Here is a 26,623-nt window from a genome sequence, read left to right on the forward strand (position 1 = left end):
CAGTGCGGGACCCTCCCCCGGGATCAGGCGGGCGGGGCGCGGGCCGTGTTGGATGGTGGCATGGCCGCACGACTCCCCCGCCCGCCCCGCTTCGACCTGTGGGCCGCGCTCGCCGGGCTCGCCGGCGGACTGCTGCTGTGGGGATCCGGGCTGGGCCTGCGGGGGCCGGGCGATCCCCAGGTCCTCTTCGACGGCGGCGGACCGCTCCTCGTGCCGCTCGTCGTGGTCTCCGGCTGCGAACTGCTGCGCCGCACCGCCCCGCGCACCGCCCTGCTGACCGGCACGCTGGCGCTGGCCGCAGACCTCACGACGCAGGGCAGCATCGCCACGATCGTGATGTACACCGACCTGATGTACGCCGCCGTCCTCTACGGACCGCCCACCACGGCACGCCGTCTGCCGTGGGTCACCGGGATGCTGTCGATCGCGGCGACGTTGATCCCCTTCGCCGTGCTGCGGGTGCCGGAGGCGCTGCTGATCGGGGTGGTCATGGGCGCCGTGACGTTCGCGCCGGCGTCCACGGGCCTCATCGTGCGCAACCACCGCGAGGCCGCCGACGCCGCGCTGCTGCGGGCCGAACAGACCGCCCTGCTCGCCGAGATGGACCGGGCGCAGGCGGTGACCGCCGAGCGCGCCCGGATGGCCCGCGAGCTGCACGACATGGTCGCCAACCACCTCTCCGCGATCGCCATCCACTCCACGGCCGCGCTCTCCCTCGACGACCGGGCGACCACCCGGCAGGCGCTCGGCGTGATCCGCGAGAACAGCGTGGCGGGACTGGCCGAGATGCGACGCCTGATCGGCATCCTGCGGGACGACGGAGGGGACACCGAGCCCGCCGCCGCACCCACCCTCGAAGGACTCGGCACACTGGTCGAGGGCGCCCGCGCCAACGGGCTGGACGTCACCCTGGACGCCTCCCCCGGCGAGAACCTGCCCGCCCCGGTCGAGCTGGCCGCGTACCGGATCGTGCAGGAGTCGCTCACCAACGCGCTGAAGCACGGCTCGACGGGCGCCGTCCGGGTCCGCCTCGACCGGCACGACGACGCCCTGCGCATCCGGGTGACCAGCCCGTACGGTGACCGGGACACCCCGCGTGCCCCGGGCTCCGGCGCCGGTCTGGTCGGGATGCGGGAGCGGGCCGCGCTGCTGCACGGCACGTTCGAGGCGGGGGTGGTGGCGGACCCCGCCTCGCCGGGCGACAGGATCTGGGCCGTACGCGCCACCCTTCCCCTGACCGAAGGAGACCTCGCATGATCCGCGTCCTCGTCGCCGAGGACCAGTCCGCCGTCCGGGCGGGGCTGGTGCTGATCCTGGGCAGCGCGCCGGACATCGAGGTGGTCGGGGAGGCCGCGGACGGGGAGCGGGCGGTGGAGCTGGCCCGCGAGCTGCGGCCCGACCTGGTGCTGATGGACGTGCAGATGCCGCGTCTGGACGGGGTGTCGGCCACCCGGATCGTGGTCGGCGAGCAGCTCGCCGACGTGCTGGTGCTGACCACCTTCGACCTGGACGAGTACGTCTTCGGGGCGCTGCGGGCGGGGGCCGCCGGGTTCCTGCTGAAGAACACCGAGGCGAACGACCTGATCTCGGCCGTGCGCACGGTGGCGGGCGGCGAGGGGATCGTCGCGCCGGCCGTCACGCGGCGGCTGATCGCCGAGTTCGCCGCGAAGCCGGTGCGGGAACCGGCCACCGACCCGGCGGTGCTGCGGGATCTGACCCGGCGTGAGCGCGAGGTGCTGTCCTGCCTCGGCGAGGGTCTGTCCAACGCCGCGATCGCCGAGCGGCTGGAGATGGCCGAGGCGACGGTGAAGACGCACGTCAGCCGGCTGCTGGGCAAGCTGGGCCTGCGCAGCCGGGTGCAAGCGGCGGTGCTGGCACAGGAGTTGGGGATCTAGTTTTCCCTGTCGATCAAGGGTTCAACCACTGGCCGCCACATTGGTCCAGACCTATTGACCTGTGGTCCAGACCTTTCTATTCTCGCCGCACTGCGGGCATGAGGCTCAGTCATGCCCTCGACAACATCCCCATAAAAGGAGGCGCACATGCGCTTCAGACACAAAGCCGCGGCACTCGCTGCGACCCTGGCGCTTCCCCTCGCCGGTCTGGTCGGCCTCGCGAGCCCGGCCCAGGCGGCCACCAGCGCGACGGCCACCTTCCAGAAGACCTCTGACTGGGGCACGGGCTTCGGCGGCAAGTGGACGGTGAAGAACACCGGCACCACTTCTCTCAGCTCCTGGACCGTCGAGTGGGACTTCCCCTCCGGCACCAAGGTCACCTCCGCGTGGGACGCCACCGTCACCAACTCCGGCGACCACTGGACCGCCAAGAACGTCGGCTGGAACGGGACGCTCGCCCCCGGCGCCTCGGTCTCCTTCGGCTTCAACGGCAGCGGCCCCGGCTCCCCGTCCAACTGCAAGCTCAACGGCGGCAGCTGCGACGGCACCTCGGTCCCCGGCGACGAGGCCCCCTCCGCGCCCGGCACGCCCACCGCCTCCAACATCACCGACACCTCGGTGAAGCTGTCCTGGTCGGCGGCGACCGACGACAAGGGCGTCAAGAACTACGACGTCCTGCGGGACGGCGCGAAGGTCGCCACCGTCACCGGCACCACCTACACGGACACGGGCCTCACCAAGGGCACCGCCTACTCGTACAGCGTCAAGGCCCGCGACACCGCCGACCAGACCGGTCCGGCCAGCGGCTCCGTGAAGGTCACGACCACCGGCGGTGGCGACGGCGGCAACCCCGGCACCGGTGACGAAGTCAAGATGGGCTACTTCACCAACTGGGGCGTCTACGGCCGCAACTACCACGTGAAGAACCTGGTCACCTCCGGCTCCGCCGACAAGATCACGCACATCAACTACGCCTTCGGCAACGTCCAGGGCGGCAAGTGCACCATCGGCGACGCCTACGCCGACTACGACAAGGCCTACACCGCCGACCAGTCCGTCGACGGCGTCGCCGACACCTGGGACCAGCCGCTGCGCGGCAACTTCAACCAGCTGCGCAAGCTGAAGGCCAAGTACCCGCACATCAAGATCCTCTACTCCTTCGGCGGCTGGACCTGGTCCGGCGGCTTCCCCGACGCCGTGAAGAACCCGGCCGCGTTCGCCAAGTCCTGCCACGACCTGGTCGAGGACCCGCGCTGGGCCGACGTCTTCGACGGCATCGACCTGGACTGGGAGTACCCGAACGCCTGCGGTCTCAGCTGTGACGAGACCAGCGCCCCGAACGCCTTCAGCAGCATGATGAAGGCCATGCGCGCCGAGTTCGGCCAGGACTACCTCATCACCGCGGCCGTCACCGCCGACGGCTCGGACGGCGGCAAGATCGACGCCGCCGACTACGGCGAGGCCTCGAAGTACATCGACTGGTACAACGTGATGACGTACGACTTCTTCGGCGCCTGGGCGAAGAACGGCCCGACCGCTCCGCACTCGCCGCTGACCGCGTACGACGGCATCCCGCAGCAGGGCTTCACCACCGCCGACGCGATGGCGAAGTTCAAGGCCAAGGGCGTGCCGGCCGACAAGCTCCTGATCGGCATCGGCTTCTACGGCCGCGGCTGGACCGGCGTCACGCAGTCCGCGCCCGGCGGCACCGCAACCGGCCCGGCGGCCGGCACCTACGAGGCGGGCATCGAGGACTACAAGGTCCTCAAGAACAGCTGCCCGGCCACCGGCACCGTCGCCGGCACCGCGTACGCCCACTGCGGCACCAACTGGTGGTCCTACGACACCCCGGCCACCATCAAGTCCAAGATGGACTGGGCCGAGCAGCAGGGCCTCGGCGGCGCCTTCTTCTGGGAGTTCAGCGGCGACACCGCCAACGGCGAACTGGTGAGCGCCATCGACAGCGGCCTCAAGTAGGACCGGCCGCAAGAAGTGCGGTAAGAACAGCGGTAAGAGCCGCTAAGCGACGTTGACGCGCTGACCGGGCGGGGCTGCCTCCAGCCACGCGAGGAATCCGGTCAGCGCGTCTTCGCTCATCGCCAGTTCGAGCCGTGTGCCCCGGTGCAGACAGGCCAGGACCACGGCGTCGGAGAGCAACGCCAGTTCCTCCTCGCCGTCCGGCAGCCGGCGGCCGACCACCTCGATCGCGGAGCGTTCCAGCACACGGCGTGGGCGCGGCGAGTACGAGAACACCCGGTACCACTCGACCCGGTCGCCGTTGTAGCGGGCCACGCCGTAGGCCCAGCCCTTGCCGGCGGTGTCGTCCTCCTGCGGGGCGTCCCAGCGCAGCGAGCAGTCGAAGGTGCCGCCCGAGCGCTGGATCAGCCGGCGGCGCAAACCGAAGACGAAGAGCCCGATCACCACCAGGGCCACAACGATTCCGCACACAGTCAGAGCGAGGGCCATCGACACCGACCTCCTCGTCTCCTAGGTAACGGAACGGAAAAAACACCCGGATCTGCCTCAGCCGCGGCCGGGTCCGGATGGCTCCGGTCCCAGCCGCGGCTGAGTGACGTCATGGCACGACGCTATCGCACTGTGCTGTGGATCAGCGTCCCGCCGCAGCGCGCAGTCGGACGTCCGCGCGGCGCTCGGCGTGGGCGTCGCCCTCCGCCTTCGCGCGCTCGAGCTCGCGCTCCACGCGGTGGACGTCGATCTCGTCCGCCAGTTCGGCGGTCTCGGCCAGCAGCGACAGCTTGTTGTCGGCGAACGAGATGAAACCGCCGTGCACCGCGGCGACGACCGTCCCGCCGTCACTCGTACGGATGGTCACCGGGCCCGACTCCAGCACACCGAGCAGCGGCTGGTGACCGGGCATGACGCCGATGTCGCCGGACGTGGTGCGCGCGACGACCAGGGTGGCCTCGCCGGACCAGACCTCTCGGTCGGCCGCGACCAGCGCGACGTGCAGATCAGCAGCCAAGGTGGCTCCTCGGGTCACCACCCGGCCGGTCAGCCGGGTGTTGGTTACAAGTCTAAGGGGCGTGCCGGAGGGGACGGGACGCGCCCGCCCCCTCCGGGTGGTGAGCCGTGCGGCTCACCGCGAGCCGAGGCTCAGGAGACGCCCAGCTCCTTGGCGTTGTTCTTCAGGTCCTCGATGCCACCGCACATGAAGAACGCCTGCTCCGGGAAGTGGTCGTACTCGCCGTCGCAGATCGCGTTGAAGGCCGCGATCGACTCGTCCAGCGGGACGTCCGACCCGTCGACGCCGGTGAACTGCTTGGCGACGTGGGTGTTCTGGGACAGGAAGCGCTCCACGCGACGGGCGCGGTGGACGACGAGCTTGTCCTCTTCGCCCAGCTCGTCGATACCGAGGATCGCGATGATGTCCTGCAGGTCCTTGTACTTCTGCAGGATGTTCTTCACGCGCATCGCGGCCTGGTAGTGGTCCGCCGCGATGTACCGCGGGTCGAGGATGCGGGACGTCGAGTCCAGCGGGTCCACGGCCGGGTAGATGCCCTTCTCGGAGATCGGACGGGACAGAACCGTCGTCGCGTCGAGGTGGGCGAAGGTGGTGGCCGGGGCCGGGTCGGTCAGGTCGTCCGCGGGGACGTAGATCGCCTGCATCGAGGTGATCGAGTGACCCCGGGTCGAGGTGATGCGCTCCTGGAGGAGGCCCATCTCGTCGGCCAGGTTCGGCTGGTAGCCCACCGCGGAGGGCATGCGGCCGAGCAGGGTCGACACCTCGGAGCCCGCCTGGGTGAAGCGGAAGATGTTGTCGATGAAGAACAGCACGTCCTGCTTCTGGACGTCGCGGAAGTACTCGGCCATGGTCAGGCCGGCCAGCGCGACGCGCAGACGGGTGCCCGGCGGCTCGTCCATCTGACCGAAGACCAGCGCGGTCTTGTCGATGACGCCGGACTCGCTCATCTCGTCGATGAGGTCGTTGCCCTCACGGGTGCGCTCACCGACACCGGCGAACACGGAGACACCGTCGTGGTTGTTGGCGACGCGGTAGATCATCTCCTGGATGAGCACCGTCTTGCCGACGCCGGCGCCGCCGAACAGACCGATCTTGCCGCCCTTGACGTACGGGGTCAGCAGGTCGATGACCTTGACGCCGGTCTCGAACATCTCGGTCTTCGACTCGAGCTCGTCGAAGTTGGGCGCCTTGCGGTGGATCGGCCAGCGCTCGCCGTCGTACTGCTCGTCGACGTTCAGCACCTCACCGAGGGTGTTGAACACCTTGCCCTTGGTGAAGTCGCCGACGGGGACGGAGATGGCCGAGCCCGTGTCGGTCACCGGGGCCTGGCGGACCAGGCCGTCGGTGGGCTGCATGGAGATGGTGCGGACCAGGCCGTCACCGAGGTGCTGGGCGACCTCGAGGGTCAGCGTCTTGAGCTCACCCTCCTTGGCCGGGTCGGCCACCTCGACGTGCAGCGCGTTGTAGATGTCCGGCATCGCGTCGACGGGGAACTCCACGTCGACGACCGGGCCGATGACCCGGGCGACGCGGCCCGTGGCCGTCGCGGTCTCAACAGTGGTGGTCATTAGTTGTCACTCCCCGCGTTCGCGTCGGCCAGGGCACTGGCGCCACCGACGATCTCGCTGATTTCCTGGGTGATTTCGGCCTGGCGGGCCGCGTTGGCAAGACGGGAGAGCGTGTTGATCAGCTCGCCCGCGTTGTCGGTGGCCGACTTCATCGCGCGCCGGGTGGCGGCGTGCTTGGAGGCAGCCGACTGCAGCAGCGCGTTGTAGATACGGCTTTCGACGTAGCGCGGCAGCAGGGCGTCGAGGACGTCCTCCGCCGACGGCTCGAAGTCGTACAGCGGAAGGATCTCGTCCTTCGTGCCGGACTCGTCCGCGACCTCGTCGAGGCTCAGCGGCAGCAGCCGGGAGTCGACCGCCGTCTGGGTCATCATCGACACGAACTCGGTGTAGACGATGTGGAGCTCGTCCACGCCGCCCTCCGCCGTGTCCTTCTCGATGGCCTCGATCAGCGGTGCCGCGACCTTCTTGGCGTCCGCGTACGTCGGCTCGTCGGTGAAGCCCGCGAACGACTCCGCGACCTTGCGCTCGCGGAAGTTGTAGTGGGCCAGACCGCGCCGGCCGACGATGTACGTGTCGACCTGCCGGCCCTCACGCTCGAGGCGCTCGGTCAGCTGCTCCGCCGCCTTGATGGCGTTGGAGTTGAAGGCGCCGGCCAGACCGCGGTCGCTCGTGAGGAGCAGGACCGCGGCACGGGTCGGGTTCTCCGCCTCCGTGGTGAGCGGGTGCTTCGTGTTCGACCCGGTGCCGACCGCCGTGACCGCGCGGGTGAGCTCCCGTGCGTACGGCGTGGAGGCCGCCACCTTGCGCTGCGCCTTGACGACGCGCGAGGCGGCGATCATCTCCATCGCCTTGGTGATCTTCTTGGTCGCGGTGACGGATCGGATGCGACGCTTGTAGACCCGGAGCTGGGCTCCCATGAGTCAGGTCCCTTCCTTACGTCACTTGGCGACGGACGGGGCGTCCTCGCCGAGCAGCTTGCCGTCCGAGGTCTCGAACTGCTTCTTGAACGCGGCGACGGCGTCGTCGATGGCCTGGATGGTGTCGTTCGACATCTTGGCGCCCTCCTTGATGGAGGTCATCAGGCCCTGCTCCTGGCGGTGCAGGTACTCCAGCAGCTCCTTCTCGAAGCGGCGGATGTCACCGACCGGAACCTCGTCCATCTTGCCGTTGGTGCCGGCCCAGACGGAGACGACCTGGTCCTCGGTGGCCATCGGCTCGTACTGGTTCTGCTTGAGCAGCTCGACCATGCGCTGACCGCGCTCCAGCTGCGACTTCGAGGCCGCGTCCAGATCGGAACCGAAGGCGGCGAACGCCTCCAGCTCGCGGTACTGGGCGAGGTCCACGCGCAGTCGGCCGGAGACCTGGCGCATCGCCTTGTGCTGGGCGGAGCCACCGACGCGGGAGACCGAGATACCGACGTTCAGGGCCGGACGCTGACCGGCGTTGAACAGGTCGGACTCCAGGAAGCACTGGCCGTCGGTGATGGAGATGACGTTGGTCGGGATGAACGCCGAGACGTCGTTGGCCTTGGTCTCGACGATCGGCAGACCGGTCATCGAGCCGGCACCCATGTCGTCGGAGAGCTTCGCGCAGCGCTCCAGCAGACGGGAGTGCAGGTAGAAGACGTCGCCGGGGTAGGCCTCGCGGCCCGGCGGGCGGCGCAGCAGCAGCGACACGGCACGGTAGGCGTCGGCCTGCTTCGACAGGTCGTCGAAGATGATCAGGACGTGCTTGCCCTCGTACATCCACTGCTGGCCGATGGCCGAGCCGGTGTACGGCGCCAGGTACTTGAAGCCGGCCGGGTCGGACGCCGGGGCGGCGACGATGGTCGTGTACTCCAGCGCGCCGTTCTCCTCCAGCGCGCGGCGGACCGACGCGATGGTGGAGCCCTTCTGACCGATGGCGACGTAGATGCAGCGGACCTGCTTGTTCGGGTCGCCGGTGCGCCAGTTGTCGCGCTGGTTGATGATCGTGTCGACGGCCAGGGCGGTCTTGCCGGTCTGACGGTCGCCGATGATCAGCTGACGCTGGCCGCGGCCGATCGGCGTCATGGCGTCGACGGCCTTGTAGCCGGTCTCCATCGGCTCGTGCACCGACTTGCGCTGCATGACCGTGGGGGCCTGCAGCTCGAGGGCGCGGCGGCCCGAGGTCTCGATCTCGCCGAGGCCGTCGATCGCGTTGCCGAGGGGGTCGACGACGCGGCCGAGGTAGCCCTCGCCGACGGCCACGGAGAGGACCTCACCGGTACGCGAGACCGGCTGCCCCTCCTCGATGCCGCTGAACTCACCGAGGACGATGGCACCGATCTCGCGCTCCTCGAGGTTGAGGGCGAGGCCGAGGGTGCCGTCCTCGAACTTCAGCAGTTCGTTGGCCATGGCCGAGGGCAGACCCTCGACCTTCGCGATGCCGTCGCCGGCAAGGGTGACCGTACCGACCTCCTCGCGCGAGGCCGCGTCCGGCTTGTACGACTGGACGAAGTTCTCCAGTGCGTCCCGGATCTCCTCCGGCCGGATCGTGAGCTCCGCCATCTGAGTTCCCTGCTCTCCTTGTTGGGCCCGAAGTTTCACTTGGGGGGTATTCCACGAGTCGGGACTCCCCCCAATGAGAGGTGAATCCTCTGCACGGCCCAACCAGGGCCGTCGTAAGTACGTACTGCTACTGCTGTTGCTTTGCTGTTGTCGCGACTGCCGTCGCGGGAAGCGTCAGCCCGCCAGGCGGCGGCCGGCGTCCTCCAGGCGGTCCGCGATGGAGCCGTTGATGACCTCGTCACCGACCTGCACCCGGATTCCGCCGAGGACCTCGGGGTCCACGTCGAGGTTGAGGTGCATCGGACGGCCGTAGACCTTCGCGAGGGCGGCGCCGAGGCGCTGCTTCTGCGTGTCGCTCAGCGGCACCGCCGAGGTGACCACGGCGACCATCCGGTCGCGCCGCTCGGCGGCGAGCTTGGACAGGGACTCCAGTCCCGACTCCAGGCTACGTCCCCGGGGCGCGGTGACAAGGCGCGTCACCAGACGCTCGGTGGTCCGCTCCGCCCGGCCGCCGAGCAGGCCGCGCAGCAGCTCGCTCTTGGCCGCGGTGGTGGCCGACCGGTTGGTGAGCGCGGCGCGCAGCTCGGTGTTGGAGGAGACGATCCGGCCGAACCGGAACAGCTCGTCCTCCACGTTGTCGAGCCGGCTCCGCTTCTGGGCGGCGGTGAGGTCGGCGGTGTTCGCCAGCTCCTCCAGCGCGTCCACCAGGTCGCGGGACTGCGACCAGCGGGAGCGCACCATGCCGGCCACCAGGTCGACGGCCTGGCCGCTGACCTGGGTGCCGAGGAGACGCTGGGCGAGTTCCGCCTTGGCCTCGCCCGACTGCGCCGGGTCGGTGAGGACCCGACGCAGCGACACCTCGCGGTGGAGGAGCGCGGTGACGGCGGCCAGCTCGTCGGCGAGCGAGCCGGCGTCCACGGACGTGGAGTCCGTCAGCGCGTCGAGACGCTCACGTGCGGCGGCAAGGGCCTCGCGGCTCGCTCCGTTCATCGCGTTGCCTCTGCCTTCGTCGCCTTGTCGTCCAGCTCGTCCAGGAAGCGGTCGATCACACGGCTCTGGCGGGCGTGGTCCTCGAGGGACTCGCCGACCAGCTTGCCGGCCAGCTGGGTCGCCAGCTGTCCGACGTCCTGGCGCAGCGCGGACGCGGCGGCCTTGCGGTCGGCCTGGATCTGGGCGTGACCGGCGGCGATGATCTCCTCACGCTGTCGCTGGCCTTCCGCGCGCATCTCGGCGATGAGCGTGGCGCCCTGCTCCTGCGCCTCCTGACGCAGTCGCGCGGCCTCGTGCCGGGCCTCGGCGAGCTGCGCCTTGTACTGCTCGAGGACGCTCTGGGCCTCGGTCTGCGCGGCCTCGGCCTTCTCGATACCGCCCTCGATGGCCTCGCGACGCTCTTCCAGAACCTTGTTGATGTTCGGGAGGAGCTTCTTGGCGAGGAAGCCGAAGACGATGACGAAGGCGATCAGGCCGATGACGAGCTCCGGCCACGGCGGGATGAGGGGGTTCTCCTTCTCACCCTCAGCCGCCAGGAAAACCAGGGCGGATGTCACATCAATGCCTTTCGTCGAAAGGGTCGGTCGTCAGTCTTCGTCTTAGTAGACGAAGGGCATGACGAGACCGATCAGGGCGAGCGCCTCACAGAAGGCGAAGCCGAGGATCTGGTTGGCGCGGATCAGGCCGGCCGCCTCGGGCTGACGGGCGAGGGCCTGGGTGCCGTTACCGAAGATGATGCCGACGCCGACGCCGGGGCCAATGGCGGCCAGGCCGTAACCGACGGAGCTGAGCGAACCTTCGACGGCAGCAAGGGTCTGGGACATGCCAGTTCTTCCTTTTCTTTACGGACCGGTGGGGGTTGGCCACCGGACGGCTGGGGTGTGAGGCCGGGCGGGACTCAGTGGTGCTCGGCGAGCGCGCCCTGGATGTAGGTGCAGGTGAGGAGCACGAACACGTACGCCTGCACGGCCTGGATGAAGAGCTCGAAGGCCGTCATGAGGATCGTCATCACGAACGAGACGCCTGCGTAGGCGATGCCGATGCCGTTGAGCAGGTACCAGCTCGCGATGGTGAAGAGCAGGAGCAGCGTGTGACCGGCGAACATGTTCGCGAAGAGCCGGACGGCGTGCGTGAAGGGGCGGACCAGCAGGTTCGAGAAGAACTCGATGGTCATCGACAGCGGCAGCACCGCGCCGAGGCTCTTGTCGTAACCCGTGACGTTCTTGAAGAAGCCGACGAAGCCCTGGCGCTTGAAGGTGAGGGACACCCACAGCACGTAGACGATCAGGGCGAGGACCATCGGGTAGGCGATGATCGAGGTCACCGGGAACTGGGCGACCGGGATGATCGACCAAAGGTTCATCATCCAGACGAAGAAGAAGAGCGTCACGACGAGCGGGACGTACTTCTCGCCTTCCTTCTTGCCGATCGTCTCGTAGACCACGCCGCGGCGGATGAAGTCGTAGCCGGCCTCGGCGACCATCTGGAGCTTGCCCGGGACAACCTTCGGCTTGTTGAAGGCGGCCCAGAAGAAGCCCACGATGATGAGCGAGCCGAGCAGAGCCAGCAGCATCGGCTTGTTGAAGTACAGGCCGTTGCCGTCTGCGTTGCCCCAGAGCGGCTCGAAGAGGAACGAGTGCAGGCCGGGAGCCGGGAAGCCACATCCGTCGAAGATGTGGCAGTCGGTCTCGAAGGCGAGCACCTGCGTCGGGTCAGCACTCACCGCGGGCTCCTTCAGCGTGGCGCATGGATACGGCAACCTCGTTGTGTCGGCGCGGCGCGGGGCCGCTGTTCGGCACGGGACTGGTGTTTCGGGTGTGGGGGCGGCTGTGGGGCATCTCGCCTCGCGATTCGTCAGGCGTCAGCTCGGATGCCCGCGCCCGCGATGCCGCAGTTGGCACCGGACGATAGCAGGACTTCACATGCCTCTTTATCCCGGCCCTACCCCTCACGACGGGTGGCCCGTCTTCTCGGGCTTCCCGCTCGACGACTCGGGCTCGACGTAGAGGATTTTGGCCTTCATGTGCGCACGCGTCTGCGCGGCGATCCACGCGAGCGTGACGGCGACCAGAGTGATCGCGAAGGACCGGGGGTTGAACAGCGTCGTGTTCTTGAACGCGGCGAGGAAGACGAACAGCAGCAGGATCTGTGCCGCGTAGAGCATCAGGCCCATCGCCTGGAAAAGGTGCGGAAGCGATTTGGCGGTGCGCTGCAGGACGTAGAGCCCGATTCCCATGAACAGCATCGCCACCACGGTCGCGACGACGGCTCCGATCGCGCCCTTGCCGCCGGCGAGCACGGCGCTGACGACGGCGGCTACGGCGCCGACGGCAGCCGTGGGCACGGCAGCCTGAAGCAAGGTCCGGACGTCATTGGACGGCATGGCGGCAACTCCGCTTTCAACACACAGGGGGCAGGTGTCGTCATGGACGAGCGTAGCCCCGAGCCGGACGAGGTCCTCACTTACAAGAGACCGTCGCACTACGGTCCTTGGGCTCTACCCGGGGGATACTCGTGAACCGTATCACAAACTATTTGATGAGGTCTTTACCTCTGGGTGTGCTTGCTGTCACACGTGAGAGTGACCGTGCGCGTTTGTGCAATTACAACGCCAACTTGTCTGGTAATGCGGCATTTAGCCGTGCTTACCTCGTCCGCGAACGGGATCCGAGGGCGGTCGCTCCGTTGACGCCCGAGGCGCCCGCGGCGACGGGAACCCGCTCCTCATCCGCGAGCTCGTTCGCGACCGCCTCGGTCTCGCGAGCGGTGACGGTGGCCGCCCTGCGGCGCCGGTAGCGCGGGGGCACGAAGCTCTCGGCCCAGCGGGGGGCGCGCGGGGTGAACCGCGGCAGCAGGAGCAGGACCAGGCCGATCGCGCTGAGGAAGACGACGCCCAGCACGATCCACATCGACGCCGCGTTCACGGAGTAGGCGAGCGCACCGAACGCGATCAGCGCCGAGAAGAAGTACATGATCAGCACCGCGCGGCTGTGCGAGTGGCCGATCTCCAGCAGCCGGTGGTGCAGGTGCCCCCGGTCCGCGGCGAACGGCGACTGGCCACGCCAGGTGCGGCGCACGATCGCGAGGATCAGGTCGGCGGCGGGGATGGCGATGATGGTCAGCGGCATCACCAGCGGGATGTAGACCGGCACCATCTGGTGGACCGCGTTGCGCTCCGAACCGGAGAACAGGTTCATCAGGTCGGGGTCGACCTGCCCGGTGACCGAGATGGCGCCGGCGGCCAGCACGAGCCCGATCAGCATCGAGCCGGAGTCGCCCATGAAGATCCGGGCCGGGTGCATGTTGTGCGGGAGGAAACCGAGGCACATGCCCATGAGGATGGCCGCGAAGAGCGACGCGGGCGCCGCGGCCTCGATGCCGTACGAGTACCAGATCCGGTAGGCGTACATGAAGAACGCCGCCGCCGCGATGCACACCATGCCCGCCGCGAGACCGTCCAGACCGTCCACGAAGTTGACGGCGTTGATGGTGATGACGACGAGGGCCACCGTCAGCAGGGTGCCCTGCCACTGGGTGAGCGCGACCGTGCCGACGCCCGGCAGCGGGATCCACAGGATGGTCAGGCCCTGGACCACCATGACGCCGGCGGCGATCATCTGGCCGCCGAGTTTGATCAGGGCGTCGATCTCGAACTTGTCGTCCAGGACGCCGATCAGCCAGATCAGCGCGGCCCCGGAGAGCAGGGCGCGCGGCTCGTTGGACTTCTCGAAGACCTCGCTGAGGTTGGTGAGGTGGTCGGCGACCAGCAGGCCGGCGCACAGCCCGAAGAACATCGCGATCCCGCCGAGCCGCGGAGTGGGTTCCCGGTGCACGTCACGTGCCCGGATCTCCGGCATCGCTCCCGCCACGATCGCGAACTTCCGTACCGGCCCTGTCAGCAGATACGTCACCGCGGCCGTGATGCAGAGCGTCAGCAGGTATTCACGCACGGGCTTCCCCACAGGTCTCGCTGGCCATCCTCAACCTCACACCCTAGCGATGCACATGGCAATGCAACGCATACGGTTGAGGACTTCCGGGTAGCGACGATGGTTGCACGTGTGGCCGGGTACGCCTCTACGCCTACCCGTCCTCAGTCCGGGTACGGGGGGAATTCCGCGGTCAGATCCCGTACGTCGGCCCGTGCCGCGGCCGGGTCCGTGGTGCCGCGCAGCACCCCGGCGAGCAGCGTGGCCACCGCCCGCATCTCCCGCTCCCCCATGCCCTGCGTGGTCACCGCCGCCGTGCCCAGGCGCAGGCCACGGGCGTCGTCGTGCGGGAGTGCGCAGCAGTCGAGGACGATCCCGGCCGCCGCCAGCCGCCCCCGAGCGGTCTTCCCGTCGACGCCGAGCGGGGCGGGGTCGGCGGTGAGGAGGTGGGTGTCGGTGCCGCCGGTGGTGACGGCCAGGCCCTCGGCGGCCAGGTGGGCGGCGAGCGCGCGGGCGTTGGCGACCACCTGGTGGGCGTAGGCGGCGTACGCGGGGGTGGCCGCCTCGCCGAAGGCGACGGCCTTGGCGGCGATGGTGTGCATCTGGGCGCCGCCCTGGGTGAACGGGAAGACGGCCCGGTCCACCCGTTCGGCCAGTTCGCTACCGCACAGGATCATGCCGCCGCGGGGTCCGCGCAGCACCTTGTGCGTGGTGGCGCAGACGATGTCGGCGTACGGCACCGGGCTGGGCGCCGCTCCCCCGGCGACCAGTCCGATCGGGTGCGCGGCGTCCGCGATGAGGTGGGCGCCCACTTCGTCGGCGATGTCGCGGAAGGCGGCGTAGTCGAGATGGCGGGGGTAGGCGATGGAGCCGCAGACGATCGCCTTGGGCCGGCGGGCGCGGGCCAGGGTGCGGACCTGGTCGTAGTCGATCAGCCCGGTCTCCGCGTCCACGCCGTAGCCGACGAAGTCGAACCAGCGGCCGGAGAAGTTGGCGGGCGAGCCGTGCGTGAGGTGACCGCCGTACGGCAGGCCGAGGGCGAGGACGGTGTCGCCGGGGCGCAGCAGGGCGGCGTAGGCGGCCAGGACGGCGGAGGAGCCGGAGTGGGGCTGCACGTTGGCGTGCTCGGCGCCGAAGAGGGCCTGGGCGCGCTCGGCGGCCAGCCGCTCGGCGACGTCGACGATCTCGCAGCCGCCGTGGTGCCGGGCGCCCGGGTATCCCTCCGCGTACTTGTTGGCCAGCGGGGAGCCGAGGGCGGCCAGCACGGCGGGGGAGGTGAAGTTCTCGGCGGCGATCAGCTGCAGGGTGGTCGACTGCCGGCGGCCTTCGGCGTACAGGATCTCGGCCAGCTCGGGATCCTGACGGGGCAGGACTCCGAGCGAGCTGTCATCGGCCTCGAGGATGTCGTGGGTGACCGACATGGTGCGCTCCGGGCGTGCGTCGACGGTGACGTAGGACCAATGTAGGCCCGGCACGGCGAAGCCGCCCGGCGTGCGCACGGGGTTCCGCACGGCCCCGGGACGGCGCGGGGCGCTCTCGGCGGCGCGGGCGTCGCGACCGGGCACCCGGCGCGTCCCTCGCACGCGCTCGGTCCCGGCGGGCCTCCCGGGCGCCGGCGCTCTGCGACGGACTCCGCCCGCCGGTTCACCGGCCCCCTGCCGGTCCCGCCCTACGCTCGCGCCGGAACGCCCGTCAGCGCCGTCACCACCGGGTCCAGCGCCTGGTGTATCTCGTCGCCGATCGAGCGGAAGAACGTCAGCGGGGCCCCGTACGGGTCGTACACCTCGTCCGCCTCCGCCGTCGGGGCCAGCAGCCACCCGCGTAGAGCGGCGGCCGCGCGGACCAGGGCGCGTGCGCGGGTGACCACGCCGTCCTCCAGGGGCGGCAGCGTCGCCGGGTCGATGGCGTTGACCAGGCGGGTGAACTCCTTGAGGGTGAAGGTGCGCAGGCCCGCCGAGTGGCCCATGGAGATGACCTGGGCCCGGTGGTCCCGGGTCGCGGTGAGGACCAGGTCCGCACGGATCACGTGCTCGTCGAGCAGCTCGCGGCCGGTGAACCCGGCCGGGTCGGCGCCGAAGTCCGTGAGGACGGTCTCGGCGTTCGCTTCCATGGGGGCGCCCTCGTGGCCCCAGGTGCCGGCGCTCTCCACGATCAGCCCGCCGCCGAGGACGCCCAGCCGCTCCTGCACCGCGTGCCGGGTCAGCCGCTCGGTGATGGGCGAGCGGCAGACGTTTCCGGTGCTGACGTGGAGGATGCGGAAGCTGTCGCGCGGAAGTCCGACGAACGTGGTCGTGATCTCCGCGGCGCGTTCCCCGTTGCCTATGCCACGCCCCGTCCCAGGGGCCGTCAATTCGCCACCTCGAGGTCGGGTACTACCTTCCGCAGCTCCTCCGCCGACAGCGCGCCCGCGCGCAGCAGGACCGGCACCTCGCGGGTGACGTCGACGATGGACGACGGGACGTTGCCGGGGGTGGGGCCGCCGTCGAGGTAGACGGAGACGGAGTCGCCGAGCATCTGCTGCGCGGCGTCGCAGTCCTCGGGGGCCGGGTGGCCGGTCAGGTTGGCGGAGGAGACGGCCATGGGGCCGACCTCGGTGAGCAGCTCGATGGCGACGGGGTGCAGCGGCATCCGCACGGCGACCGTGCCGCGGGTCTCGCCGAGGTCCCACTGCAGGGACGGCTGGTGCTTGGCGACCAGGGTCAGCGCGCCGGGCCAGAAGGCGTCGACGAGTTCCCAGGCCAGCTCGGAGAAGTCCGTGACCAGGCCGTGCAGGGTGTTGGGCGAGCCGATGAGGACCGGGGAGGGCATGTTGCGGCCGCGTCCCTTGGCCTCCAGCAGGTCGCCGACGGCCTCCGCGGCGAAGGCGTCGGCGCCGATGCCGTACACGGTGTCCGTCGGCAGCACCACGAGCTCGCCACGGCGGACGGCGGACGCGGCCTCGCGCAGACCGGTCACTCGGTCGGTCGCGTCGTTGGTGTCGTAACGCCGTGCCATTTAGCTGGCCTCCTCGTACACGTACTGCGGGTTGGGGGTCGTCGGGGTGTTCACGGCAGCGCCTTGCGGGCCGTCGCGAACCTGGGCCGGTTGTTGAGGTCGGGGTGGTCGGCCGCGTCGGCCCAGCCCCGCTCCTCGGTGAAGATCCAGGGCACCTGGCCGCCCTGGGTGTCGGCGTGCTCGACGACGACCACGCCGCCGGGGCGCAGCAGGCGGTGCGCGGTGCGTTCCAGACCGCGGATGAGGTCGAGGCCGTCCTCGCCGGAGAACAGGGCCAGCTCGGGGTCGTGGTCGCGGGCCTCGGGGGCGACGTACTCCCACTCGGTGAGCGGGATGTACGGCGGGTTGGAGACCACCAGGTCGACCTGGCCGTCGAGGTCCGGGAAGGCGGTCAGGGCGTCGCCCTGGCGCAGTTCGACCCTGGACCCCTCCATGTTCTTGCGCGTCCACTTGAGGGCGTCCTCGGACAGCTCCACGGCGTGCACGCGCGAGCGCGGCACCTCCTGGGCGAGCGCGAGGGCGATGGCGCCCGAGCCGGTGCACAGGTCGACGATGCAGGGCTCGACGACGTCCATGGCGCGCACCGCGTCTATGGCCCAGCCGACGACCGACTCGGTCTCGGGGCGGGGTACGAAGACGCCGGGGCCGACCTGGAGCTCCAGGTAGCGGAAGTAGGCGCGGCCGGTGATGTGCTGGAGCGGCTCGCGCGCCTCCCGGCGGGCCACGACCTCCCAGTACCGGGCGTCGAAGTCCGCGTCCGGCACGGTGTGCAGCTCGCTCCGCTTGACGCCGTGGAGATGCGCGGCGAGCTCCTCCGCGTCGGTGCGCGGCGAGGGCACGCCGGCGTCGGCCAGCCGCTGGGTGGCCTGGGCCACCTCCGCGAGCAGCAGGTTCACGCTGGTCCTCCGGGGCTGAGCTGTTCGTCCGGTACGGGCGTACGGTGCGGCTACGGGGTTTACGCGGCGGCGAGCTTGGCCGCCGAGTCCGCGTCGACGCACGCCTGGATCACCGAGTCGAGGTCGCCGTCCAGGACCTGGTCCAGGTTGTACGCCTTGAAGCCGACGCGGTGGTCCGAGATGCGGTTCTCCGGGAAGTTGTACGTGCGGATCTTCTCGGAGCGGTCGACGGTGCGGACCTGGCTGCGCCGGGCGTCCGCGGCCTCCTTCTCCGCCTCCTCCTGCGCCGCCGCGAGCAGCCTGGAGCGCAGGATACGCATCGCCTGCTCCTTGTTCTGCAGCTGGCTCTTCTCGTTCTGGCAGGAGGCGACGACTCCGGTCGGGATGTGCGTGATGCGCACGGCGGAGTCGGTGGTGTTGACGGACTGGCCGCCGGGTCCGGAGGAGCGGTAGACGTCGATGCGGAGGTCGTTGGGGTTGATCTCGACGTCGATCTCCTCGGCCTCGGGGGTCACGAGGACGCCGGCCGCGGAGGTGTGGATCCGGCCCTGGGACTCGGTCGCGGGCACGCGCTGCACGCGGTGCACGCCGCCCTCGTACTTCAGGCGCGCCCAGACGCCCTGGCCGGGCTCGGTGGCGCCCTGGCCGCCCTTGGTCTTCACGGCGACCTGGACGTCCTTGTAGCCGCCCAGCTCGGACTCGGTGGAGTCGATGATCTCGGTCTTCCAGCCGACCCGCTCGGCGTAGCGCAGGTACATGCGCAGCAGGTCGCCGGCGAAGAGCGCCGACTCGTCGCCGCCGGCGCCGGCCTTGATCTCGAGGATGACGTCCTTGTCGTCGCTGGGGTCGCGCGGGACGAGCAGCAGGCGCAGCTTCTCGGTGAGCTCGTCGCGCTGCTTGTCCAGCTCCTTGACCTCGGCGGCGAAGTCCGGGTCGTCGGCGGCGAACTCGCGCGCGGTCTCGATGTCGTCGCCGGTCTGCTTCCAGGAGCGGAACGTGGCGACGATCGGGGTCAGCTCGGCGTACCGCTTGTTCAGCTTGCGCGCGTTCGCCTGGTCGGAGTGGACCGACGGGTCGGCGAGCTTCTTCTCCAGGTCGGCGTGCTCGGCGACGAGTTCCTCGACGGCCTCGAACATCTTGGGCTCCTGCTACTGCGTGGGAAGGGAAGACGGGCGACCAAAAACGCCGGTCCCGGCGCTCCCCGGGCAGGGGATGCGGCCGTGGACCGGCGGTTGGAGGCTCGCTACTTCTTGGAGCCGGCGGCCTTGCCGAAGCGGGCCTCGAAGCGGGCCACGCGGCCACCGGTGTCGAGGATCTTCTGCTTGCCCGTGTAGAACGGGTGGCACTCGGAGCAGACCTCGGCGCGGATGGTGCCGCTCTCGATGGTGCTGCGGGTGGTGAACGACGCGCCACAGGTGCAGCTGACCTGCGTCTCGACGTACTCGGGGTGGATGTCGCGCTTCAAGGTGTCTCCTACTGTTCCGGGAGGGCGCCGGGTCGCAGCCGCGGGATGCGGGAGCGTGAACCGGAGCCGACGTACCAGTCTGCCAGGACTGGCGCCATCCCCCAAAACCGGGGGGCGCCGGGAACTATTCCCCGGTGTTCACGACGCCCTTGGCCTCACCGGTGGCCGTTCCCTCCGTCGCCGACTTCGGGATCGGACGGTCGTTCTTCAGGGCCGTCCAGACCTGGTCGGCCTTGGTCTTCTCCAGGAGCACCCGGTTCGGGTCGGCGGGGTCGTAGACCACCGGCATGGTGACCATGTGCATCTTGTCGGGGCCGATGCCCTTCAGTCCGGTCGCGAAGGACATCAGGGAGTTCACCGAGCCCAGGTCGGAGTCGGTGGTCACGGTCTTGGTGGCGGTGTCGGCGATGTCGTACAGCTTCTTGGGGTTGCCGAGCAGGCCGATGTCCTTGACCTGGTGGACCAGGGCCTTGACGAAGGCCTGCTGGAGCTGGATGCGGCCGAGGTCGGAGCCGTCGCCGACGCCGTGCCGGGTGCGGACCAGGCCGAGGGCCTGCTCGCCGTCGAGCCGGTGGGTGCCGGCCCGGAGGTCGAGGTGGCTGTCGGGGTCCTTGATGTCCTCGGTGGTGGTGACCTCGACGCCGCCGAGGTCGTCGATGAGGTTCTGGAAGCCGCTGAAGTCGACCTCCAGGTAGTGGTCCATGCGCAGGCCGCTGATCGACTCGACGGTCTTCACGGCGCAGGCGGCGCCACCGGTGGAGTAGGCGGAGTTGAACATCACGCCCTCGGCGGCGGGGTGGTCGGTGCCGTCGGTGTCGGTGCAGTCGGGGCGGTCGATGAGGGTGTCGCGCGGGATGGAGACCACGCTGGCCTTCTTGTGGCCCTTGTAGACGTGCACGATCATCGCGGTGTCCGAGCGGGCGGTGCCGTCGTCGGTGCCGCCGCCGAGCTTCTTGTTGCCGCCGGAGCGGGTGTCGGAGCCCAGGACCAGGATGTTCTCGGAGCCGTTGTCGGCCTTCTCGGGCCGGTCGGCGCCGAGTGCCGCGTCGATGTCGACGCTCGTGAGGTTGCCGTTGAGCTTGAAGTACAGGAATCCGGCTCCGGTGCCGCCCAGGACCACGATGCCGGCGGCGCTCCAGGCCGCGACGAGCAGGGCCTTGCGGCGGCCCGTTCTGGGCCTGCGGCGGCGGCCCTTGCCCCGGTGGCCGGGTCCGGTGGTGCGGGACTGGCCGGGGCCGGGTATCGCGGGATCCGGCGTGCTCTCGGCGGACATGGGCTCCTCGGTGTTCGTCCGGTCGGTTACCCCCTGCGCTCAGGGTCGGGGCGGTCGGTTCCGGCGGCGGGTTCGGCGCCGGTCCTCACCATGGTCCCTCCGTAGCTCAGACGGCGGAACTCGGGACAGGGTTACACAACGGACTGTGGCGAACCGGTGCAAAAACGGTGACGGAGCGTGTTCGCGGTGCGGGGGTCCGGGGCGCTGACCTGGGTGTCCACGGGCACCGGCCCCATCCCGCCGGGACGCCGCCCGGGGCGTCCCGTGTGGCGAAGGTCGCAGCCGCGGTCCCGGTGAACGGCGAAGGGGCCGCCCCCGAGGTGGGGGCGGCCCCGGCGGGGAGCTTCGCTCAGCCGAAGAGATTGAACGCGTTCCAGCCGCCGCCGACCCGGGCGCGGGTGTGGAACGTGGCCGTGCCGGACTTCCCGGTGCCCTTGTACAGCCACATCACACCGGAGCTGTCGCGGGCCAGCAGGTCGGGCCTGCCGTCACCGGTGGTGTCACCGGCGGTGGCGAAGGCGCTGTAGGCGTTCCAGCCGCCGCCGACCCTGACCCGGCTGCCGAGGGCCGGTGCGGCCTTCCCGGTGCCCGGGTACAGCCACAGGACGCCGGAGCCGTCGCGCGCCAGCAGGTCGGGCCTGCCGTCGCGGTTGTAGTCGCCCTTGCCGGTGATCGTGTACGTGGCCCAGCCGCCGCCGATCCGGACGCGGCTGCCGAACGTGCCGTCGCCCTTGCCGGGGTAGAGCCACAGGACGCCGTCCTTGTCCTTGGCGACCAGGTCGGGCAGGGCGTCGCCGGAGAGGTCGCCCGGGACACGGAGGTCCTTCATCGCGTTCCAGCCGCCGCCGACGCGGATCGACTCGTAACGGTCCTCCCCGTTGAAGGCGAGCGTGTACAGCACGCCGTCCGAGGCGCGGTACACGTAGTCCTGCCAGGAGTCGCGGTCCAGGTCGCCCTGGCGCACCAGGCTCACCCCGCTCCAGTCCCCGAGCGAGAGGCGGTTGCCCAGGTAGGGCCACTGGTTGCCGAGCGAGTAGTACTCGTACGCCTCGCCGCCCGGGGTGCGGGCGAAGAGGTCCGCCAGGCCGTCGAAGTCGAGGTCGGTGTCGTCGACGCGGGAGTTGACCTCGCCGACGTACGAGCTGACCTTGGCGTAGACGGCGTAGGCGCCCGAGGCGACGCAGTCCTCGACGCCCCAGGAGACCACGCCGGCGATCCGGCCGTTGACCACGAGCGGGCCGCCGGAGTCGCCGTTGCACGGGGAGACCGTACCGGCGTCCTGGCCGGAGGCCGCGTCGCCGGCGCAGGCCATCTGGCCGGGCACGAAGTCGGAGCCCCAGTACGAGGTGCAGGAGGCGTCCGGGCGCATCGGCACGGTCGCCTTCTTCAGCGTCGGCGAGATGTCCTGGCTGGTGGAGCTGGTGCGCCCCCAGCCGTACACCGTCGCCGGGGTCCCGTTGGAGTAGGAGGCGGTGTCGTCGCTCGTCGTCGGCCGGAGCGTCTTGTACGGCAGGGCCTCGGCCAGCGTGAGCACGGCCAGGTCGCCGCCCGAGGTGGTGCTCGGCCGGTACGTGGGGTTGACCCACTGGCTCCACACGCCGGCGACCCGGCCGCCGTGCAGGTCGGTGCCGTCGGGCAGTTGGGCGGTGCCGGCGAGGACGGCTCCGTTCTCCGCCCAGTCCAGGCCGTACACGCAGTGGGCGGCGGTGAGGACCTTCGCCGGGGCGACCAGGGTGCCGCCGCAGAAGTAGCCCTCGTCGTCGGCGGTGTCGTCGGTGCCCTTGTCGTCGTAGTAGTGCAGCTGCACCATCCACGGCGCCTCGGAGATCGACGCGTCCTTGCCGCCGATGATCTTCGGGTCGATCCTGCCGGAGGGCGCCTGGGCGCTCTCGGTGGCCTTCGGCTGCGTGCCGGGGGCGGTGTCGCCGTCCTTGAGGGCGGCCCCGGAGTCCTCGACCCGCTGCGCCAGCTCGGCCGGGGACGCGGTGGCGGGCCGTTCGGTGACGGCCGGCCGGGGCGGGACGGGGGTCCCGCCGGACGCCTGGGCGGGGGCGGCCGCGAGGACCGCGCCCGACAGGGCGAGTGCGGCGGTGGCCGCGGGAAGAGCCAGCCGGGCTCTTCGAGGGGTAGATGTCACTCAGGTCTCCTGTCGCTGTAGACGCAGGCAGGAGAGAAGCGCCCGGCGGGCGGCAGGGTCCGTGAAGGCAGCACGGACCGCCGGTCGCCCCGTGGGCGTATCCGAAAATACGTTCCCCCCCACTGCGGTGCGCTGATCCTACAAGCCAGAGGTCCCGCCCCGTCACCGGTGTGACGAAGCGGGACCTCGGGCTGCGATCCGGAGGACCGGCGGTGGCTCAGTCGCCGTTGCCGGGCGTCGGGGTCGTCTTCTGGATCTGCATCAGGAACTCGACGTTCGACTTGGTCTGCTTCATCTTGTCGAGGAGCAGCTCGATCGCCTGCTGCTGGTCGAGGGCGTGCAACACCCGGCGCAGCTTCCAGGTGACGGCGAGCTCCTCGTTGCCGAGCAGGATCTCCTCCTTGCGGGTGCCGGACGCGTCGACGTCCACCGCCGGGAAGATGCGCTTGTCGGCGAGCTTCCGGTCGAGCTTGAGCTCGGCGTTGCCGGTGCCCTTGAACTCCTCGAAGATGACCTCGTCCATGCGGGACCCGGTGTCCACCAGGGCGGTGGCGAGGATGGTCAGCGAACCGCCGTCCTCGATGTTGCGGGCCGCACCGAAGAAGCGCTTCGGCGGGTACAGGGCGGTCGAGTCGACACCACCGGACAGGATGCGGCCGGAGGCCGGGGCGGCGAGGTTGTACGCACGGCCCAGACGCGTGATCGAGTCGAGCAGCACGACGACGTCGTGACCCAGCTCCACCAGGCGCTTGGCGCGCTCGATGGCCAGCTCGGCGACCGTGGTGTGGTCCTCGGCCGGGCGGTCGAAGGTCGAGGAGATGACCTCGCCCTTCACCGACCGCTGCATGTCGGTGACCTCTTCCGGACGCTCGTCGACCAGGACGACCATCAGGTGGCACTCGGGGTTGTTGTGCGTGATCGCGTTGGCGATCGCCTGCATGATCATGGTCTTGCCGGTCTTCGGCGGGGCCACGATCAGACCGCGCTGGCCCTTACCGATCGGCGCGACGAGGTCGATGATGCGGGTGGTGAGGACGCCGGGGTCCGTCTCCAGGCGGAGGCGGTCCTGCGGGTACAGCGGGGTGAGCTTGTTGAACTCCGGGCGGCCGCGGCCGTGTTCGGGGGCCATGCCGTTGACCGAGTCCAGGCGCACCAGCGCGTTGAACTTCTCGCGGCGCTCGCCCTCCTTGGGCTGGCGCACGGCACCGGTGAGGTGGTCGCCCTTGCGCAGGCCGTTCTTGCGGACCTGGGCGAGGGAGACGTACACGTCGTTGGGGCCGGGCAGGTAGCCGGAGGTCCGGATGAACGCGTAGTTGTCGAGGATGTCGAGGATGCCGGCGACCGGGATGAGGACGTCGTCCTCGTTGATCTGCGGCTCCTGGATCTCGTCGCGTCCGCGACGGCCCCGGCGGTCCCGGTAGCGGCCCCGGCGCCCGCGGCGGCCGCCGCCGTCGTCGTCGTAGCCGTCGTCGTGCTGCTGACGGTCCTGGCGTCCGCCGCCCTGCTGCTGGCGGTCCTGACGGCCGCCGCCCTGGTTCTGGTCGTCGCCCTTGTTGCGCCGGTCGCGGCCGCCGCGGTCACCGCGGTCGCCCCGGTCACGGCGGTCGCGACGGCGGCCCTCGCCACCCTCGCCGTCGGAACGGGCGTCGCCCTGGCCCTGCTGCTGGCCCTGACCCTGCTGCTGCGACTGCTGCTGGCCCGACGCGTCCGCCTTCTGCTCGGTGCGCGACTCGACGGTCACCGTGTCGGTGCCGCCGGACGGGCTGCCCGCGTCGGCGGTGGCCCGGCGACGACGGCGCTCGGAGGGGGCGTCGTCGGCGGGGGCGGCCTGCTCGGCCGCGGTGTTGACCTTGGGGGACGGCTGACCGGGGATCTCGATCTGCTGCTGGGCGGCGGCCTTGTCGGCGTCCGCCTTGTCCGCCTTCTTGTCGGCCTTGCCGGCCTTCTCCGCCCGCTCCGCCTTCTCGGCGGGGGCCTCGTCGCCCGTACGGGCCCGGGAGGTGCTGCGGCGCTTCGGCTTGGTCTCGCCGGCGGTGTCCGCGGGCGCGGCCTTGGCGGGGGCACCCCCGGCGGCCTGCGCCTCCTTGATGACCTCGATCAGCTGGCTCTTGCGCATCCGCGCGGTGCCCCTGATGCCGAGGCCGGATGCGACCTGCTGCAGCTCGGCCAGCACCATGCCCTCGAGGCCGGTACCGCGGCGCCGCCGGGAGCCGGCACCGGTGGCAGGCGCGGAGGCGTCCGTGGCGGGCGCGGCAGCGGTCTCCTCGACACGTGCGCCCATCAGATCGGTGGTGTCGCTCACGAAGGGTCCTTCCCTGGAGCGGACGTCGGCCTGTCTGGCTCGGCGACCGGTTGTGCTGTCCGGCTTCGGTCCTTGCTGTGCGAACCGTGCCGGGGCGGTGGTCCGCCTGAACGGCGGAAGAGATATCTGGTGATGGCGCTTCCCCTAGCCGTGGCACCCGGTGTCTGTGTCATGCGGCGTGGTCGCACCGGTTCCGAAACTCCCCCAGAGGGGGTGACCCCCACCGGCGGGCCGCTCAATGCCCGTGTCGGCCGTACTGATCACGTACGACATCCACTGCACGATGCGGCTTGGGGGGCTCCCGGAAGAATGTCTGTCCCGGACGGGGACACGAGGCACCTCGCCATGGTGGGGTCGGGTGCAGACTTGAGGTTAACACTACCGGATCCAACAAACATTCCCCCTCTCGAAATCCGGCAACCGCTTGCGCGTCTAGATGTCGCCGGACGTCGCCAGCGGCAGGACGCTGGCGCCCTGCCCGTCCAGGCTGAGCCGGTTGGCCGCCCAGTCCGTTCCGGCCAGCGCCTCGACCTTGTCGGCCGTGTCGGCGTCGGCCAGGGCCATCACCGTGGGCCCCGCGCCCGAGATCACCGCGGGGATGCCGTCGCCGCGCAGCCGCTCCACCAGCGCCGCGCTCTCCGGCATGGCCGGTGCGCGGTACTCCTGGTGGAGGCGGTCCTCGGTGGCCGGCAGCAGCAGCTCGGGGCGCCTGGTGAGGGCCTCGACGAGCAGCGCGGCGCGGCCGGCGTTGGCGGCGGCGTCGACGTGCGGGACGCTGCGCGGGAGCAGTCCGCGCGCCGTCTGGGTCAGTACCGGCTTACCGGGTACGAAAACCACCGGAACGATGGAATCGGCGGGCTCCATCCTGATCGCCCGGGCCGCGCCGGACTCCATCCAGGACAGGGTGAAACCGCCGAGCAGACAGGCCGCCACGTTGTCCGGGTGGCCCTCGATCTCGGTGGCGAGGTCGAGCAGCGCGGCGTCGTCGAGGCGGGCCTCGCCGCCTATGGTCACCGCGCGCGCGGCGACGATGCCGGCGCAGATGGCCGCGGAGGAGGAGCCGAGGCCGCGGCCGTGCGGGATGCGGTTGGCGCAGACGATCTCCAGGCCGCGCGGCTGTCCGCCGAGCAGGTCGAAGGCGGTGCGCAGGGAGCGCACGAGGAGGTGCTTCTCGTCGCGCGGGAGGGTCTCGCTGCCCTCACCCGCGATGTCGATGTGCAGCCCGGAGTCGGCCACCCGGACGACCACGTCGTCGTAGAGACCCAGCGCGAGGCCCAGGGCGTCGAAGCCCGGACCGAGGTTGGCGCTGGTGGCGGGGACGCGCACCCTGACGGCGGCGGCGCGGAACGCTGGACCGGCCATCGCTAGATGACTCTCCTTGAGCTGCGGGACTGTCGAAACTGTCGAGCTGTCGAAATTGTCGGGACCTCGGGACCGCCCGGACCGTCGAACGACATTCGACGACGTACGGAATCCTGGGGCTCGCCGCTTCCTGTCGAACGGTCGGCCCGTACCGACCGCGGAGACGGCGCGGCCCCGCGGCATATGCGGCAGGCGGATGAGGTACAGCCTATCGAAGGAAGGTTCTGTGGCGACATAGGGCGCACAGGAGGCGCACGATGCGTGTCGTAAGCCCCCTGTGCACCCCCCGTATGTGGCTTTC

At 70.3% G+C, this 26,623-nt stretch carries 24 protein-coding genes; 3 read left to right on the forward strand and 21 right to left on the reverse strand.

Annotation, left to right across the window (positions count from 1 at the left end; all coding sequences use genetic code 11):
• The first annotated feature begins 60 nt into the window (after positions 1-60).
• From NI25_RS12420 to NI25_RS12430, 3 genes are all read left to right on the forward strand, one after another.
• Positions 61-1,257, forward strand: a complete 1,197-nt coding sequence (locus NI25_RS12420) for a sensor histidine kinase (protein WP_061442515.1) — start codon at positions 61-63, stop codon at positions 1,255-1,257.
• On the forward strand, positions 1,254-1,895 hold the full coding sequence (locus NI25_RS12425; protein ID WP_061442516.1) for a response regulator: 642 nt from the start codon (positions 1,254-1,256) through the stop codon (positions 1,893-1,895). The genes NI25_RS12420 and NI25_RS12425 overlap by 4 nt, the downstream gene beginning before the upstream one ends.
• A 147-nt stretch (positions 1,896-2,042) precedes the next feature.
• A complete protein-coding gene (locus tag NI25_RS12430) occupies positions 2,043-3,872 on the forward strand; it encodes a glycoside hydrolase family 18 chitinase (protein ID WP_061442517.1) in 1,830 nt (609 codons plus the stop codon).
• 42 nt (positions 3,873-3,914) lie between these two features.
• Here the strand turns inward: NI25_RS12430 and NI25_RS12435 are convergent, their stop codons facing one another.
• From NI25_RS12435 to thrB, 21 genes are all read right to left on the reverse strand, one after another.
• Positions 3,915-4,361 (reverse strand): DUF2550 domain-containing protein, encoded by a 447-nt coding sequence (locus tag NI25_RS12435; RefSeq protein WP_061442518.1) that lies wholly within the window; start codon positions 4,359-4,361, stop codon positions 3,915-3,917.
• A gap of 142 nt (positions 4,362-4,503) precedes the next feature.
• Complete coding sequence (locus NI25_RS12440) at positions 4,504-4,878, reverse strand: F0F1 ATP synthase subunit epsilon (RefSeq protein WP_061442519.1); 375 nt, start codon at positions 4,876-4,878, stop codon at positions 4,504-4,506.
• 131 nt (positions 4,879-5,009) lie between these two features.
• Positions 5,010-6,446 carry a F0F1 ATP synthase subunit beta gene (atpD, locus tag NI25_RS12445; protein WP_061442520.1) on the reverse strand — a complete coding sequence of 479 codons (1,437 nt, stop codon included), beginning with the start codon at positions 6,444-6,446 and terminating at the stop codon, positions 5,010-5,012.
• Positions 6,446-7,363: a F0F1 ATP synthase subunit gamma gene (locus NI25_RS12450; protein ID WP_061442521.1), complete on the reverse strand. Its 918-nt coding sequence runs from the start codon at positions 7,361-7,363 to the stop codon at positions 6,446-6,448. Before NI25_RS12450 ends, atpD begins: the two co-directional genes overlap by 1 nt.
• Before the next feature lie 21 nt (positions 7,364-7,384).
• Positions 7,385-8,974, reverse strand: a complete 1,590-nt coding sequence (gene atpA, locus NI25_RS12455) for a F0F1 ATP synthase subunit alpha (protein ID WP_061442522.1) — start codon at positions 8,972-8,974, stop codon at positions 7,385-7,387.
• 174 nt (positions 8,975-9,148) lie between these two features.
• On the reverse strand, positions 9,149-9,964 hold the full coding sequence (locus NI25_RS12460; RefSeq protein ID WP_061442523.1) for a F0F1 ATP synthase subunit delta: 816 nt from the start codon (positions 9,962-9,964) through the stop codon (positions 9,149-9,151).
• Positions 9,961-10,521, reverse strand: coding sequence for a F0F1 ATP synthase subunit B (locus NI25_RS12465; RefSeq protein WP_199560895.1), 561 nt, complete (start codon positions 10,519-10,521; stop codon positions 9,961-9,963). The genes NI25_RS12460 and NI25_RS12465 overlap by 4 nt, the downstream gene beginning before the upstream one ends.
• A 42-nt stretch (positions 10,522-10,563) precedes the next feature.
• Entirely contained in the window at positions 10,564-10,788 is a 225-nt protein-coding gene (atpE, locus tag NI25_RS12470) for an ATP synthase F0 subunit C (protein WP_030545783.1), read from the reverse strand.
• A 74-nt stretch (positions 10,789-10,862) separates the two neighbouring features.
• Complete coding sequence (atpB, locus tag NI25_RS12475; RefSeq protein ID WP_078884600.1) at positions 10,863-11,687, reverse strand: F0F1 ATP synthase subunit A; 825 nt, start codon at positions 11,685-11,687, stop codon at positions 10,863-10,865.
• Between the two features lie 225 nt (positions 11,688-11,912).
• A complete protein-coding gene (locus NI25_RS12480; protein ID WP_061442524.1) occupies positions 11,913-12,347 on the reverse strand; it encodes a hypothetical protein in 435 nt (144 codons plus the stop codon).
• Between the two features lie 262 nt (positions 12,348-12,609).
• Positions 12,610-13,914 (reverse strand): MraY family glycosyltransferase, encoded by a 1,305-nt coding sequence (locus NI25_RS12485; protein WP_061446889.1) that lies wholly within the window; start codon positions 13,912-13,914, stop codon positions 12,610-12,612.
• Positions 13,915-14,057: 143 nt separating this feature from the next.
• Complete coding sequence (gene glyA / locus NI25_RS12490) at positions 14,058-15,314, reverse strand: serine hydroxymethyltransferase (protein ID WP_061446890.1); 1,257 nt, start codon at positions 15,312-15,314, stop codon at positions 14,058-14,060.
• A 248-nt stretch (positions 15,315-15,562) separates the two neighbouring features.
• Positions 15,563-16,243, reverse strand: coding sequence for a protein-tyrosine-phosphatase (locus NI25_RS12495; RefSeq protein WP_061442525.1), 681 nt, complete (start codon positions 16,241-16,243; stop codon positions 15,563-15,565).
• Positions 16,240-16,887 (reverse strand): L-threonylcarbamoyladenylate synthase, encoded by a 648-nt coding sequence (locus tag NI25_RS12500; RefSeq protein ID WP_061442526.1) that lies wholly within the window; start codon positions 16,885-16,887, stop codon positions 16,240-16,242. Before NI25_RS12500 ends, NI25_RS12495 begins: the two co-directional genes overlap by 4 nt.
• Before the next feature lie 50 nt (positions 16,888-16,937).
• On the reverse strand, positions 16,938-17,783 hold the full coding sequence (prmC, locus tag NI25_RS12505) for a peptide chain release factor N(5)-glutamine methyltransferase (RefSeq protein WP_061442527.1): 846 nt from the start codon (positions 17,781-17,783) through the stop codon (positions 16,938-16,940).
• Between the two features lie 59 nt (positions 17,784-17,842).
• Complete coding sequence (gene prfA, locus NI25_RS12510) at positions 17,843-18,919, reverse strand: peptide chain release factor 1 (protein ID WP_059301454.1); 1,077 nt, start codon at positions 18,917-18,919, stop codon at positions 17,843-17,845.
• Between the two features lie 107 nt (positions 18,920-19,026).
• On the reverse strand, positions 19,027-19,248 hold the full coding sequence (gene rpmE / locus NI25_RS12515; protein WP_015657814.1) for a 50S ribosomal protein L31: 222 nt from the start codon (positions 19,246-19,248) through the stop codon (positions 19,027-19,029).
• Between the two features lie 124 nt (positions 19,249-19,372).
• Positions 19,373-20,521 carry an LCP family protein gene (locus tag NI25_RS12520; protein WP_061442528.1) on the reverse strand — a complete coding sequence of 383 codons (1,149 nt, stop codon included), beginning with the start codon at positions 20,519-20,521 and terminating at the stop codon, positions 19,373-19,375.
• A gap of 349 nt (positions 20,522-20,870) precedes the next feature.
• Positions 20,871-22,658, reverse strand: a complete 1,788-nt coding sequence (locus NI25_RS12525; RefSeq protein ID WP_061442529.1) for a trypsin-like serine protease — start codon at positions 22,656-22,658, stop codon at positions 20,871-20,873.
• 217 nt (positions 22,659-22,875) lie between these two features.
• A complete protein-coding gene (gene rho / locus NI25_RS12530) occupies positions 22,876-24,960 on the reverse strand; it encodes a transcription termination factor Rho (protein ID WP_061442530.1) in 2,085 nt (694 codons plus the stop codon).
• A 432-nt stretch (positions 24,961-25,392) separates the two neighbouring features.
• Complete coding sequence (gene thrB, locus NI25_RS12535) at positions 25,393-26,322, reverse strand: homoserine kinase (RefSeq protein ID WP_061442531.1); 930 nt, start codon at positions 26,320-26,322, stop codon at positions 25,393-25,395.
• Positions 26,323-26,623 lie beyond the last annotated feature (301 nt).

Source organism: Streptomyces sp. CCM_MD2014 (assembly GCF_000772045.1).
In the GTDB taxonomy this organism is placed as follows: Bacteria; Actinomycetota; Actinomycetes; order Streptomycetales; family Streptomycetaceae; genus Streptomyces; species Streptomyces salinarius.